Annotated in this window: 16 protein-coding genes; 10 read left to right on the plus strand and 6 right to left on the minus strand. The window is 69.0% G+C overall.

Translation table 11 applies throughout. The annotated features are described in order from the left end of the window. Positions 1 to 298 precede the first annotated feature (298 nt). A complete protein-coding gene (sufT, locus tag BM172_RS20770; protein WP_026636698.1) occupies positions 299 to 853 on the minus strand; it encodes a putative Fe-S cluster assembly protein SufT in 555 nt (184 codons plus the stop codon). Between the two features lie 180 nt (positions 854 to 1,033). On the opposite strand from sufT, the gene BM172_RS20775 reads away from it, so the two are divergent. Next, entirely contained in the window at positions 1,034 to 1,468 is a 435-nt protein-coding gene (locus BM172_RS20775; RefSeq protein ID WP_026636699.1) for a hypothetical protein, read from the plus strand. A gap of 9 nt (positions 1,469 to 1,477) precedes the next feature. On the opposite strand, the gene BM172_RS20780 is transcribed toward BM172_RS20775, so the two are convergent. Both BM172_RS20780 and BM172_RS20785 read right to left on the minus strand, forming a co-directional pair. Further along, positions 1,478 to 2,905, minus strand: coding sequence for an NAD(P)(+) transhydrogenase (Re/Si-specific) subunit beta (locus BM172_RS20780; protein ID WP_026636700.1), 1,428 nt, complete (start codon positions 2,903 to 2,905; stop codon positions 1,478 to 1,480). Next, positions 2,905 to 3,210, minus strand: coding sequence for an NAD(P) transhydrogenase subunit alpha part 2 (locus BM172_RS20785; RefSeq protein WP_026636701.1), 306 nt, complete (start codon positions 3,208 to 3,210; stop codon positions 2,905 to 2,907). The genes BM172_RS20780 and BM172_RS20785 overlap by 1 nt, the downstream gene beginning before the upstream one ends. 138 nt (positions 3,211 to 3,348) lie before the next feature. Here BM172_RS20785 and BM172_RS20790 point away from each other — a divergent pair, with 138 nt between their 5' ends. The 3 genes from BM172_RS20790 to BM172_RS20800 are packed head-to-tail and all read left to right on the plus strand — an operon-like array spanning position 3,349 to position 4,880. Continuing rightward, positions 3,349 to 3,936: an RNA polymerase sigma factor gene (locus BM172_RS20790; protein WP_026636702.1), complete on the plus strand. Its 588-nt coding sequence runs from the start codon at positions 3,349 to 3,351 to the stop codon at positions 3,934 to 3,936. After that, positions 3,933 to 4,310 carry a hypothetical protein gene (locus BM172_RS20795; RefSeq protein WP_026636703.1) on the plus strand — a complete coding sequence of 126 codons (378 nt, stop codon included), beginning with the start codon at positions 3,933 to 3,935 and terminating at the stop codon, positions 4,308 to 4,310. The genes BM172_RS20790 and BM172_RS20795 overlap by 4 nt, the downstream gene beginning before the upstream one ends. Before the next feature lie 3 nt (positions 4,311 to 4,313). Further along, a complete protein-coding gene (locus tag BM172_RS20800) occupies positions 4,314 to 4,880 on the plus strand; it encodes a DUF3106 domain-containing protein (protein ID WP_051549124.1) in 567 nt (188 codons plus the stop codon). 76 nt (positions 4,881 to 4,956) lie between these two features. Here BM172_RS20800 and BM172_RS20805 read toward each other — a convergent pair whose 3' ends face one another. Next, positions 4,957 to 6,057: an NAD(P) transhydrogenase subunit alpha gene (locus tag BM172_RS20805; protein ID WP_026636704.1), complete on the minus strand. Its 1,101-nt coding sequence runs from the start codon at positions 6,055 to 6,057 to the stop codon at positions 4,957 to 4,959. A 155-nt stretch (positions 6,058 to 6,212) separates the two neighbouring features. Here BM172_RS20805 and cdd point away from each other — a divergent pair, with 155 nt between their 5' ends. The 3 genes from cdd (at position 6,213) to BM172_RS20820 (ending at position 8,147) form a co-directional block, all read left to right on the plus strand. Further along, positions 6,213 to 6,626: a cytidine deaminase gene (cdd, locus tag BM172_RS20810; protein ID WP_026636705.1), complete on the plus strand. Its 414-nt coding sequence runs from the start codon at positions 6,213 to 6,215 to the stop codon at positions 6,624 to 6,626. 67 nt (positions 6,627 to 6,693) lie between these two features. Further along, a complete protein-coding gene (locus tag BM172_RS20815) occupies positions 6,694 to 7,263 on the plus strand; it encodes a nitroreductase family protein (RefSeq protein WP_026636706.1) in 570 nt (189 codons plus the stop codon). Beyond that, entirely contained in the window at positions 7,260 to 8,147 is an 888-nt protein-coding gene (locus BM172_RS20820; protein WP_035324181.1) for a 5'-3' exonuclease, read from the plus strand. The genes BM172_RS20815 and BM172_RS20820 overlap by 4 nt, the downstream gene beginning before the upstream one ends. Before the next feature lie 107 nt (positions 8,148 to 8,254). On the opposite strand, the gene BM172_RS20825 is transcribed toward BM172_RS20820, so the two are convergent. Together BM172_RS20825 and BM172_RS20830 are read right to left on the minus strand one after the other, a co-directional pair. Next, positions 8,255 to 8,845: an ankyrin repeat domain-containing protein gene (locus tag BM172_RS20825; RefSeq protein ID WP_026636708.1), complete on the minus strand. Its 591-nt coding sequence runs from the start codon at positions 8,843 to 8,845 to the stop codon at positions 8,255 to 8,257. A 96-nt stretch (positions 8,846 to 8,941) separates the two neighbouring features. After that, on the minus strand, positions 8,942 to 10,450 hold the full coding sequence (locus BM172_RS20830) for a catalase (protein ID WP_428844776.1): 1,509 nt from the start codon (positions 10,448 to 10,450) through the stop codon (positions 8,942 to 8,944). Positions 10,451 to 10,630: 180 nt separating this feature from the next. Between BM172_RS20830 and BM172_RS20835 the strand changes: the two genes are divergently transcribed. The 3 genes from BM172_RS20835 to BM172_RS20845 all read left to right on the plus strand — a co-directional run bounded on the left by BM172_RS20835 (position 10,631) and on the right by BM172_RS20845 (position 13,109). Continuing rightward, positions 10,631 to 11,455 carry an AraC family transcriptional regulator gene (locus BM172_RS20835; RefSeq protein ID WP_026636710.1) on the plus strand — a complete coding sequence of 275 codons (825 nt, stop codon included), beginning with the start codon at positions 10,631 to 10,633 and terminating at the stop codon, positions 11,453 to 11,455. Between the two features lie 46 nt (positions 11,456 to 11,501). After that, positions 11,502 to 12,476, plus strand: coding sequence for a DMT family transporter (locus BM172_RS20840; protein WP_026636711.1), 975 nt, complete (start codon positions 11,502 to 11,504; stop codon positions 12,474 to 12,476). 66 nt (positions 12,477 to 12,542) lie between these two features. Beyond that, positions 12,543 to 13,109: an NUDIX hydrolase gene (locus tag BM172_RS20845; RefSeq protein WP_026636712.1), complete on the plus strand. Its 567-nt coding sequence runs from the start codon at positions 12,543 to 12,545 to the stop codon at positions 13,107 to 13,109. Positions 13,110 to 13,261: the final 152 nt, after the last annotated feature.

The raw sequence follows: 13,261 nt of genomic DNA on the forward strand, positions 1-13,261 counted from the left end.
TTTTGCGAATGCAAGCAACGCGCAAGCGTTCGCATCGGTGCTGTTCGCGCGCATGCGGGACGGCGACAAGTCATGCCCGCATGGAATGACGATATGGCTGCCTCGATTTCTTGCGTTTGAAACGAAGCGGGCGCGGGCATGCGTTCCGACAGGGATAAACGGATGCTGAATAATGGTTTCAGCGGCGACTATCGGACATTTTTTGGAGGCAGGAAAAGAAGCCTCGAACCGTGTCACGGACCACAAAAAAAGCGCCCGTCGGGGCGCTTTTTTCCTAGGCCGATTTCTTAGGCACGCCTCAGAGCATGCCGGTCTCAAGCTTGGCGATCTCCGACATCATGGAGTGATTCCACGGCGGGTCGAACACCAGATCCACGTCCGCTTCCTTCACCGTCGGGATCAGCTCCAGCTTGGTGCGCGCGTCGTCGATCAGGATGTCGCCCATGCCGCAGCCCGGGGCGGTCAGGGTCATCTTCACGTAGACCTTGCGGCCGCCCTCGACGGCGTCGAGGCTGACGTCGTAGACCAGGCCCAGCTCGACCACGTTCACCGGGATCTCCGGATCGAACACGGTGCGCAGCTGCTGCCATACGAGTTTTTCCACGTCGGCGTCGGTGGCGTCGTCCGGCAGCTCGATCGGCGGCGGCGGCTCCTTGCCCAGCGCGTCCGCGTCCTTGCCGGCGATGCGGAACAGGTTGCCCTCCACGTAGACCGTGAAGCTGCCGCCCAGCGCCTGGGTGATGTAGCCGATCTGCCCGGCCGGCAGGGTCACCGTTTCTCCCTGCGGCACCATCACGGCGTCGCAATCGCGCTCCAGGGTGAAAGGTTCGCTGCTAAGACTGAAACCGCTCATGCCGATCCTGAGGAATGTCGAAAGCCCGGGTCGAGGCCGGGCCAAGCGGCCTATTATGCCGCCCGCAGACCCAGATCAGGCCGACCGGACCCGATCTCAAGATGGCCCGCGCTATGATTCCCCGCTTTAACCCTCAGGGAAGAGCCACGTGCCAGCCCCGTTTACCGGTCACCGCCCCTCATGAGCGCACGCGCGCTGTTCTCCGCCGTGTTCGCCCTGGTCAGCGCCGTGATGCTGGGCCTGGCCTTCGGCGCGGTGTGGATGCTGCCCACCCTGTTCTTCTCCCACGTCATGCCCTGGCTGGCGCTGCCCGCCGGCTGGCTGCTCGGCAGCATGATCCGCGGCTGGGTGCGCCCGGAGCCGCGCGGCGCCGCCGTGCTGGCGGCCCTGGCCACGCTGCTGGCCTGCGGCTACGTCAGCGTGCTGATGGCCGCGGCGCGGGTAGCCGGCCTGATGGGCCTGGGCCTGGTCGAGGCGATGAAGATCGCCGGCTTCGACCTGCTGACCGACCTGGTGCGCCTGAACCTGGCCCCGGGCGACCTGGTCTGGTTCGCGCTCGGCATCGCGCTGGCAGCCTGGGTGGCCTGGCGCACCGCGCCCAAGCGCGCCGCCTGAGCGGCCCGCTCAGGTATCGAGCGTCTTCAGCTCAGCCACCAGTTGGCCGGCTGCGGCCTGGCCGTCGCCGTACAGCATGCGCGCGTTGTCGGCATAGAACAGCGCATTCTCGATGCCGGCGAAGCCGGTGCCCTTGCCGCGCTTGACCACGATCACCTGCCGCGCGTCGGCCACGTCGAGGATCGGCATGCCGTAGATCGGCGAGGCCGGATCGGTCTTGGCCAGTGGATTGACCACGTCGTTGGCGCCGATCACCAGGGCGACGTCGGTGGCCGGGAATTCCGGATTGATGTCGTCCATGTCGGCGATCAGGTCATAGGGCACGCCGGCCTCCGCCAGCAGCACATTCATATGGCCGGGCATGCGGCCCGCCACCGGATGGATGGCGAACTTCACCTTCACCCCTCGCGCGATCAGCAGCTGCGCGAACTCCCACACCTTATGCTGCGCCTGCGCCACGGCCATGCCGTAGCCGGGCACGATCACCACGCGCTCGGCGTAGGCCATCATCACCGCCGCGTCCGCGGCCTCAATGGGTTTTTGCGCGCCGTCGATCGCCTGCGCCGCGCCGCCGGCCGCGCCGAAACTGCCGAACAGCACATTGCCCAGCGAGCGGTTCATTGCCTTGGCCATCAGCTGGGTCAGCAGGGTGCCGGCCGCGCCGACCACGGTGCCGGCGATGATCATCGCCTCGTTCTGCAGCACGAAGCCTTCGAACGCCACGGCCAGGCCGGTGAAGGCGTTATAGAGCGAGATCACCACCGGCATGTCGGCGCCGCCGATCGGCAGCGTCATCATCAGGCCGAACAGCAGCGCCAGCACGAAGAACGCGGCGATCAGCGCAAACCCCAATTGCCCGCACGCCAGCGCCACGCCCAGCAGCACCGCCGCGGCCAGCACCAGCATGTTGACGGTGCGCTGGCCCGGGAATACGAAGCGCCGGTCCAGCCAGCCCTGCAGCTTGGCGAAGGCGATCAGCGAACCGGAGAAGCTCACCGCGCCGATCAGCGCGCCCAGCACCGCCAGCACCAGCTGCGCCGTGCCCGGCGCGGCGCCGTCGGCGGTGAAGCGGTCGCCGTCGAGCAAGGTGATGCTGCGGTTGGCATAGCCGATCAGCTCGACCGCGCCGATCGCCGCCGCCGCGCCGCCGCCCATGCCGTTGTACAGCGCCACCATCTGCGGCATCGCCGTCATCGCCACGCGGCGGCCCGACCACCACGCGGCGGACACGCCCAGCAGTACCGCCACCAGGATCAGCCCGCGGTTGTGCATGTCCGGCAGGGCGAAGGTGGCCAGCACCGCCACTAGCATGCCCACCCCCGCCCACACGATGCCGCCGCGCGCGGTGCGCGGCGAGCTCATGCGCTTCAGGCCCAGGATGAACAGCAGTGCGGCCAGGAAATAACAGGCCTTGATCAGGGTCGGCAGCCAGGCCATCACTTGGCCTCCTTGCCGCCGGCGGGCTTGCTGGTCTTGAACATCTCCAGCATGCGCTCGGTCACCACGTAGCCGCCCGCTGCGTTGCCGGCTCCCAGCAGCACGCCGAGGAAGCCGATCGCAAGTTCAAACGATGTCTGCGCATGCCCTAGCGCGACCATGGCGCCGACCAGCACAATACCGTGCACGAAATTGGAACCGGACATCAGCGGGGTGTGCAGGATCACCGGCACTCTCGCGATGATCTCGTAGCCGGTGAATGCGGCCAGCATGAAGATGTAAAGCGCCAGGAACCCGTCGATCATGACCCCTCCCTGCCAGCCTGCGGTTGTCGGCGCATCATACGGTTGCGGGTCAACCCGTGCGAGCGTGCCGCGTTGAGGCGGGGAGTCGAACCGATGGAGTCTCCGGATGTCCGATCCGACGAACCGGACGACCGCGCCATGAACAGCGCCGTCTCCACGCTCGAAGCGGAACTGCTGGCCAACGATGCGCAGGCGGTGCCGACCTCGCTGGACGCCTTCCTGGCCCAGGTCGAACGCCGCGCGTTCCGCCTGGCCGAGATGAGCCTGGGCCATCGCGAGGACGCCATGGACGCGGTGCAGGACGCGATGCTGCGCCTGGTCCGCAACTACCGCGACAAGCCCGCGCAGGAATGGACCCCGCTGTTCTGGGGCATCCTGCGCCGCCGCATCGTGGACCTGCAGCGCCGCCGCAAGGTGCGCTCCATCGTGGTCGGCTGGCTGGGCGGCGGCCGCGACGACGACGGCGACGAACTGCCCGCCTGGGAACCGGCCGATAACGGTCCCGGTCCGCTGGACCGGTTGCAGGACTCGCAGTCCTATGAGGACATGGCCGCCGCCGTGCGCAAGCTGCCGCGCCGCCAGCAGGAAGCCTTCATGCTGCGCGTGCTGGAAGGACTCGACGTAGCGGAGACGGCCCAGGCCATGGGCTGCTCCGAGGGAAGCGTGAAAACCCATCTGTCGCGCGCGATGCACAACCTGCGCGACCAATTGGAGGACTGGCGATGAATGCGCCCGACAATCTTGAACGCCGCGCCCGCGAGCTGTACCGCGAAGCGAGCCGGCGCATCGATCCGGCCACGGCCGGCCGGCTGCGCGCCGCCCGGCGCGAGGCGCTGGCCGCCGCCGCGGCACCGGCGCACCTGCGCTTCGCGCGCATGCTGGTGCCCGCCGGTGCTTTTGCCGCGATCGCGGTGGCCGCGCTGATGGTGTTCTCGCCGCGCGACAGCGCGCCGGTGCAGGCCCCCGGCGCCACGCAGACGGTGGAAGCCACCGACGGCGACCTGCCGCCGGATCTCGGCAATACCGATCCGTCGCTGATGCAGAACCTCGACTTCTACGACTGGCTGGCCACCAACGACTCCAGCCAGGCGAGCCGCTGATCCATGCATCCAGGCCGTATCGCTTCCCTCCTGCTTTCGATCGCGCTGCTGTTCGGCGTCGCGGCTGCGCCCGCATGGGCGCAGCAGGGTCCGCCGCCGCCGCCGGGCGCTCCGCCCGGGCCACCGCCGGGACCGCCGCCCGGGCCGCGTCCGTGGGACAGCCTCTCGCCGTCCGAGCGCGAAATGCTCGGCCCGCTGCGCAACGAGTGGAACACCATCCCGCCGCCGCGCCAGGCGCGCATGCTCGACCGCGTGCACCAGTGGAGCACCCTGCCGCCCGACCAGCGACAGGAGATTCGCCAGCGCATCGAGCAGTGGCAGCAGATGACGCCGGAGCAGCGCGATAAAGCGCGCGAGAACATGCGCAAGTTCGAGCGCCTCAGCCCCGACCAGCGCGCCCAGTTGCACGACGCCTTCAAGCGCTACCAGCAGCTGCCGCCGGAACAACGCCAGCAGCTGATGCACCAGTTCCGCCAGGAGCACGGCATCCCGCCGCACCGTCCGCCGCCGCCGGGCATGCCGCGGCCGATGGGTGGCTTCGGGCCGCCGCCACCGCGCGGCGGGCACTGAAGACGTAGGTTGGGGTGATAACCCCAACATCGCGAGGCATCGAACGCGCCATGTTGGGGTTATCACCCCAACCTACTCAACCCGCGAAGCGCAGCTCGCCCGCCTGCGTGACGCAGCTCTTCGCCACCAGCTCGTCGCCGAAGTCCGGCACCAGCGCGCCGTCCTTCACCAGCAGCTCGACGAAGTTGTAGACGTTGCGCGCATACATCTCCGACGCATGCAGCGGCGCCCCCGCCGGCAGGTTGAGCGGTCCCAGCACCACCACGCCGCCCTGCTCCACGCGCTCGCCCGGACGGGTCAGCTCGCAGTTGCCGCCGCCTTCGGCGGCGAGGTCCACGATCAGCGCGCCGGGCTTCATGCCCTGCACCATCGCGGCGGTGAGGATCTTCGGCGCCGGACGGCCGGGCACCGCGGCGGTGGTCACGATCACGTCCACCACTTTCAGATGGTCGGCCAGCGCCTGTTGCTGCGCGGCGCGCTCTTCCGCCGACAGCTCGCGCGCATAGCCGCCGCTGCCGGCGGCGCTCACGCCCAGATCCAGGAACTTCGCGCCCAGCGATTCCACCTGTTCGCGCGTCTCGGGGCGCACGTCGTAGCCCTCGATCTGCGCGCCCAGGCGGCGCGCCGTGGCGATCGCCTGCAGGCCGGCCACGCCGGCGCCGATCACCAGCACGCGCGACGGGCGGATGGTGCCGGCCGCGGTGGTGAGCATGGGAAAGAATTTCGGCGCCGCTTCGGCGGCGATCAGCATCGCGCGATAGCCGGCCACCGCCGCCTGCGAGCTGAGCACGTCCATCGCCTGCGCGCGCGTGGTGCGCGGCAGCAGTTCCAGCGCGAAGGAAGTCAGCTTGCGCGCGCTCAAGGCGGCGATGCGCGCCGCCGCACCGTAGGGCCGCAGCTGGCCGACCACCAGCGCGCCTTCGCGCAGGCCTTGCCAGGTGGCGTCGTCCGGCGGCAGCACGCAGGCGAACAGGTCGGCCTGCGCCAGCACGGCCGCGGCGTCGGCGAATTCGATATCCGTATAGCTCGCATCCGGGAATCCGGCCGCCGCACCGGCGCCCCGCTCCAGCAGGACGCGCAGGCCCTTGCCGCGCAGCTTCTTCGCCACTTCGGGCGTGATCGCCACGCGGCGTTCGCCGGCGGCGGTCTCTCGCAATGCGGCCACGGTGATCGGCATCGTGCATCCCCTGCGGAAAGGTCAGCGCATCTTACGCGAGCCGCCTTGGCGGATGCTGCTTGCCCCTCGGCCGCCCGATGGCGCAGACTGGCCCACCGCCGGCCGACCGGCGCCCGTGCGCCGGCTTGCCGCGGGGGTCCCATCCGGAGATCCCGATGCCCGTGCAATCCGTGACCGATCCGCTGGTCGAACTCGCCCGCCAGGCCCGCGAGCAGGCCTATGCCCCTTATTCGCGCTTTCTCGTCGGCGCCGCGCTGCTCACCCGCGATGGCCGCCATTTCCTCGGCTGCAATGTGGAAAACGCTTCCTATGGCCTGTGCAATTGCGCCGAGCGCACCGCGCTGTTCTCGGCGATCGCCGCCGGCTGCAAGCCGGGTGATTTCGTCCGCCTCGCCGTGATCGGCGACACCGAAGGCCCGATCAGCCCCTGCGGCGCCTGCCGCCAGGTGATGGATGAGCTGTGCGACCAGTCGATGCCGGTACTGTTGGCCAATCTGCACGGCAAGCTGCAGGAAACCACGGTGAAGGAGCTGCTGCCCGGTTCGTTCCGCCTGCCGCTCACCGCGTAGCGGACGCGAGTCGCCTCCTTGGTCCGCGGCGGTTAGCATGGACGCTTTGCTTTTGCAGGAATCCCCCATGTCCTCCCCGCTCCAGCCGCTGCTGCACCGCCACTCCGTGCCCACCGCCCAGCTGGGCGAGCCGGCGCCCGACGAGGCCACGCTGCGCGCGCTGCTGGAAGCGGCGATCCGCGTGCCGGACCACGGCAAGCTGGTGCCGTTCCGCCTGATCCTGCTGCGCGGCACCGACAAGCTGCGCTTCGGCGAACGCCTGGCCGCGCTGGCCGAGGCGCGCGATCCGGCACTGCCCGATTCCAAGCGCGAGAAAGAGCGCCGCCGCTATACCTATGCGCCGCTGGTGATCGTCGTGGTCGCGCGCCTCGACCTCGGCAGCAAGGTGCCGGAGATCGAACAGAAGCTCAGCGCCGGCTGCGTCGCCTACAACCTGCTGCTCGGCGCCGGCCAGCTGGGCCTGGGCGCGCAGTGGCTGACCGGCTGGGCCGCCTACGACGACGAGGTGGCCGCCATGCTCGGCCTGTCCCGGCACGAGCACGTGGTCGGCTTCGTGCACCTGGGCACGCCGCAGCTGGACGTGCCCGACCGCGACCGCCCCGCGCTCGACGACCTGCTGAGCACCTGGCAGTCATGAGCACGCTCTCCGCGCACCTGGTCGACGGCAGCCTGTACGTGTTCCGCGCCTGGCATTCCATGCCTGACGAGTTCACCGACAGCGAAGGCCATCCGGTCAACGCCGTGCACGGCTTCACCCGCTTTCTGTGCGAGCTGCTCGAACGCACCCGACCCGAGCACATCGCGGTGGCGTTCGACGCCTCGCTCACCACCTCGTTCCGCAACGCCATCTATCCGGCCTACAAGGCCAACCGCGAATTGCCGCCGCCGGACCTGGAGCGCCAGTTCGTGCTGTGCCGCGAGATCGCCCTCGCGCTCGGCCTGGTGGTGCTGATCGACCACAGCTTCGAAGCCGACGACCTGATCGGCAGCTCGCTGTGGAGCCTGCGCTCGCACGGCTTCCGCAGCGTGATCGTGTCGGCCGACAAGGACTTCGGCCAGCTGCTCGGCGAGCACGACGAACAATGGGACTACGCGCGCAACCTGCGCTGGGGCCCGGCCGGCGTGCACGAACGCCTGGGCGTGCATCCGCACCAGGTGGCCGACTACCTGGCGCTGTGCGGCGACGCGGTCGACAACATCCCCGGCGTGCCCGGCATCGGCGCCAAGACCGCCGCCGCTCTGCTGGCGCATTTCGGCAGCCTGGACACGCTGCTGGAGCGCGTGGACGAAGTGCCGTTCCTGCGCATCCGCGGCGCGGCCAGCTGCGCGCAGAAACTGCGCGAGCACAAGGATGCCGCGCTGCTGTACCGGCGGCTCACCCGCATCGCGCTGGACGCGCCGGTGTCGATGGCGGCGGATGCGCTGGCGTGGAACGGAGCGAAGGCCGAACTGCTGGACGACCTGTGCGAGCGGCTGCGCTTCGGGCCGTTGACCCGGCAACGCCTGAAGGCGCTGGCGTAGCTGGCGTAGGTTGGGGTGAGCCGCAGGCGAACCCCAACATCGCCACGTCCAAACGCATCGCATCGTTGGGGTTCGCCTGCGGCTCACCCCAACCTACGTCGTGGTACTCAATGGGGGGCGTGCTCAATCGATCGCGCGACTTCCTCGGCGCCTTGCTCGCGCGCGATCGATGCCGCCGTCCGCCCCTGCGCATCTTTCATCGCAAGGTTCGCACCGCGCTCGCGCAGCAGGCCAAGCAAGCGCGCGTTGCCGGACAGCGCCGCATACATCGCCGCCGTCTGCCCATCGCGGTTGCGGTCGTCCGCCTTGGCGCAGGGCTGGTCGAGCAGCAGCTTCGCCACCGCCAGCTCGCCCTTGAACGCCGCGCCCATCGTCGCGGTGCTGCCGCGGTTATCGCGGGCACAAGGATCGGCACCCAGCGCGATCAGCTCGCGCACGGCAGTCTCCTGGCCGTGATACGCGGCAAGGATCAGCGCCGTATAACCCTGCGGCGTGCGCACGTCGACCGGGAAACCGGACTTCACGTACTCGCGCAGCAACACCACGTCGCCCTGCCGCGCCGCTTCGAAGAAATAGGTTTTCAGCTCCGCCTCGGCTTCCGCGCGGCGCGCGGCTTCGGGCGTGGCGGCCGGCGTCGCGGGCGGCGGCGAACCGCAGGCGGCGAGCAACAGGCAGGCAAGCAGCAGCGTTCGCTTCATCGCGAATCTCCTGGACATGAAGGAATCAAAGGTGCCGCACGGCCCGGGAGCTGAGAGCGTGACTCCCGGGCCGGCGGCCACTGCAAGCGAGAGTGCTTACAGTGCTCGCGCGAGGCGTTCGATCTGTTCCGGCCTGGCGCCGACGGCCTTGGCGATGCGGGCGCCGTAGTCGGCATCGGCCTTGTAGAAGTAACTGAGCATGGTGTCGCGCACGCGGCTGTCCTTCACCTGCCCCAGGTCACCCGCCAGGTTGGCGATGAGGTTGCTCTTCTGCTGCGGCGACAGGCTGCGATACAGCTCGCCGGCCTGCTCGAAGTTCATGGTCCGGGCGATCCGCTGCTGCTGCGTGGTCCCGCTCAGCGGCAGCTGGCTGGCCTTGTAGCGCGCATCGTCGGCGTAGGCACCGGCCGTTTCGCTGGGCTGGTAGTTGACGTCGGAGTCGGTGGCGCCGGCGTTCATCGCGCCGTCCTGGTGATACGCACGCACCGGCACGCGCGGACGATTGATCGGCAACTGCTGGTTGTTCACGCCCAGGCGATAGGTCTGCGTGTCGGCGTAGGAGAACAGGCGTCCCTGCAGCAGGCGATCCTCCGAAGCCTCGATGCCCGGCACCATGCGCACCGGCGCGAAGGCGGCCTGCTCGGTTTCCTGGAAGAAATTGGCGGGAACGCGATCGAGCGTCATGGTGCCGAGCTTCGTCTCCGGCACGTTCGGCCACACCTTGGTCGCGTCCTGCGGATCGAATGCGAAGCCGGACAGCTGCTCGGGCTTGAGCACCTGCACGTACAGATCCCACGCGGGGTAGTTCTTCGCCGCGATGGCGTCGTACAGGTCATGCGTGAGGTTGTTGAAGTCCTTGCCCTGCACCGCCTCGGCTTCTTTCGCGCTGAGGTTCCTGATGCCCTGGCGGCTCTTCCAATGGAACTTGACGTAGTGCACCTCGCCCTTCGCGTTGACGAACTTGAAGGCATGCACGCCGAAGCCGTCCATGGTGCGGTACGACGCCGGCGTGCCGTTGTCGCTGTACACCCAGGTCAGCATGTGGGTGGCTTCGGGCACGTGCGAGAAGAAATCGAAGTAGCGGTTCGGGTCCTGCCGGTTGGTGACCGGGGAGGGCTTGAGCGAATGCACCATGTCCGGGAACTTGATCGCATCGCGGATGAAGAACACCGGCAGGTTGTTGCCCACCAGGTCCCAGTTGCCCTGGTCGGTATAGAACTTGGTGGCGAAGCCGCGCGGATCGCGCAGCGTCTCCGGCGAACCGGAAGGGTGGATCACCGTCGAGAAGCGCACGAACACCGGCGTGGTCTTGCCGGCAGCACCGAACAGCGAGGCGGCAGTCAGCTCGCTGAAATCGCCGGCGGAAACGAACTGCCCATGCACGCCGGTGCCGCGCGCATGCACCACGCGCTCGGGAATGCGCTCGCGGCCGAAATGCTGCAGTTTTTCCACCAGCTGCGCATCCTGCAGCAGGGCGGGACCGGCCGGGCCGGCGGTCTGCGAGTTCTGGTTGTCGCCGACCGGAGCGCCATTGGCGCGTGTCAGCGTGTTCTGCGCGTGGGCATGGGCCGCGAGCAGGGCAAGGCCTAGCAGCGACGCGCCCAGGGGACGCGCGTAGCGGTGCAGTTGCATGGGTTCTTATCCTTAGGGTTTGGCAGCGCTCTCCCACCGCCAGCTCTCCCGGGTGAGACTACGCAAGGTTTATCGATATGCCCATTCGATATTTCCTAACGAATCGATAGAGCGTATATATCCAAATCTTCCCGACCGAGGTCCTGAATTCACGTGCAAGGCGTCCCCCACGCGTTCGAACACCTGCGCGATGCCGCGGAGTTCCGCTGCCCCGCCCACCGCGCGGGCATCGAGCTGTATCGCGCCCACATCGTGCGCCATGCATTCGAACCGCATGTGCATGACGGCTTCGGCCTGGGCGCGATCGAGTCCGGCGTGGAGCGCTTCCGCTATCGCGGCGCCGACCACCTCGCGCCGCCCGACTCGCTGGTGATGATGAATCCCGACGAGCTGCACACCGGCCGTGCCGAAACCGAGGGCGGCTGGCACTACCGCATGGTCTACGTCCAACAGTTCGCCGTGGCCGAGATCACCGGCGAGCCGGGCTGGTGGTTCGGCGACGCGGTGTGCGCCGATGCGGCCGGCGCGCGGCGCATCACCGCCCTGCTCGACGCGCTGTGGCAGGCACGCGAGCCGCTGGCTTTCGACAGCCTGATGCTGCAGCTGCTGCAGATGTTCCGCCGCCACGCCAGTGCGCCGCAGCCATGGCGGGCGGAGGCGTTGTCGCGCTTCGAACCGGTCATCGAGTATCTGCGTGAGCATCTGGCCGAGCGCCTCACCCTGGACGAACTGGCCGCGGTCGCCGGCCTCAGTCCGTTCCACTTCCTGCGCCAGTTCCAGGCGCGCCACCACGCCACGCCGCAGCAGATGCTGATGGCGCTGCGCCTGTCCGCAGCCAAGCGCCGCTTGACCGCCGGCGAGGCGCCGGCGCAGGTCGCCGCCGCCACCGGGCTGACCGACCAGGCGCACCTGACCCGCGCCTTCGCACGCCGCTACGGTGTCACGCCCGCGCGCTACCAGCGCCAGCTGCAGCGATAGCAATCTCGTACAAGACCGCACGGCGGCGCGCGCGCAAGCTGTGCGCATGTGGACTGGAACCCTCTATGCACTCGTCGCCGGCCTGATGTGGGGCCTGGTCTTCGTCGGCCCGCTGCTGGTGCCCGAGTATCCGGCCGCCCTGCAATCGGTCGGCCGCTATCTCGCCTTCGGCCTGATCGCGCTGCCGCTGGCCTGGCTGGACCGCGCCGCGCTGCGCCAGCTTTCCCGCGCCGACTGGATCGAAGCGCTCAAGCTGGCCGCGGTCGGTAACCTGCTCTATTACCTGTGCCTGGCCAGCGCCATTCAGCGCGCGGGCGGTCCGCTGCCGACCATGATCATCGGCACCCTGCCGGTGGTGATCGCGGTCAGCGCCAACCTGCGCAACGCGCGCCGCGACGGCCGCCTGCCGTGGGGGCGGCTGGCCCCTTCGCTGCTGCTGATCGCCGCCGGCATCGCCTGCGTGAACCAGGCCGAGCTGGCCGCCTTGAAGGCGCAGGCCGGTGCGGATCTGAGCCGCTACGCCACTGGCGCCCTGCTCGCCTTCGGCGCGGTGGCCTGCTGGACCTGGTATCCGCTGCGCAATGCCGACTGGCTGCGCCACCATCCCGGCCGCAGCCCGCGCAGCTGGGCCACCGCGCAGGGCGTGGCCACGCTGCCGCTGGCGCTGGCCGGCTACGCGCTGCTGTGGCTGGCGATGGGCGTAGGCGGCAACGCCTTCCCGATGCCGTTCGGTCCGCGGCCCCAGGTGTTCATCGCGCTGATGGCGGCGATCGGCCTGTTCGCTTCCTGGCTGGGCACGCTGTGCTGGAACGAAGCGAGCCAGCGCCTGCCCACCGCGCTGGCCGGGCAGCTGATCGTGTTCGAGACGCTGGCCGCGCTCGGCTACGCCTTCCTGCTGCGCGGCACGCTGCCCGGCGCGCAGACCCTGCTCGGCATCGGACTGCTGGTGGCGGGCGTGGCATGGGCGACGCGGGTGAAGCCGGTGCCGCTGGAACGCCTGGAAGCGGAACGGTTGCCATAAGCCAAGGTTGTCGCCGTCATGCGCTGCCGGCACCATGCGGTGCTTCCTTCCGCAGACGGCTTCCCCATGCACTCGACCGATCGCATTCCCGACGACGCCCAGGCCCCGGTCGAAACGCTGTACGAAGGCCGCTGGCTCAGCCTGCGCAAGCGCGGCCGCTGGGAATACGCCGAGCGCAACAACCCCGCCGGCGCGGTGATCATCCTGGCGGTGACGCCGGAAGACAAAGTGCTGTTCGTCGAGCAGTACCGCGTGTCCATCCTCAAGCACACCATCGAGATGCCCGCCGGCCTGATCGGCGACGAGGCTGGCCACCACGACGAAAGCGCGCTGATCGCCGCGCAGCGCGAGCTGGAAGAAGAGACCGGCTACCGCTGCGCGCGCGTGGAGTTCGTGCACGAAGGCCCCTCCTCCTCCGGCATGAGCACCGAAATGATCGCCTTCGTGCGCGCCTGGGACCTGCAGAAGGTCGGCCCGGGCGGCGGCGATGAGAGCGAGAACATCGTGGTGCACGAAGTGCCGCGCCGCGAGGCCGGGGCGTGGCTGTTCGCGCGGGCGGCACAGGGGTATTCGATCGATCCGAAGCTGTTTGCGGGGTTGTGGTTTATCGAACACGGCCGCCCCGAAGCTTGAGATAAAAGCCCCTCTCCCCCGGCGACCCGAAGGTAGTCCCTGTGGGAGAGAGGGGTTGGGATGAGGGTGCGGGCGGAGCGCAGGAGTGATGCGCTCCGCTCCGCCCGCACCCTCATCCGGCTGCCGCCACCTTCTCCCGGAGGGAGAAGGGT

It is taken from the genome of Dyella marensis (assembly GCF_900112865.1).
GTDB lineage: Bacteria > Pseudomonadota > Gammaproteobacteria > Xanthomonadales > Rhodanobacteraceae > Dyella_D > Dyella_D marensis_A.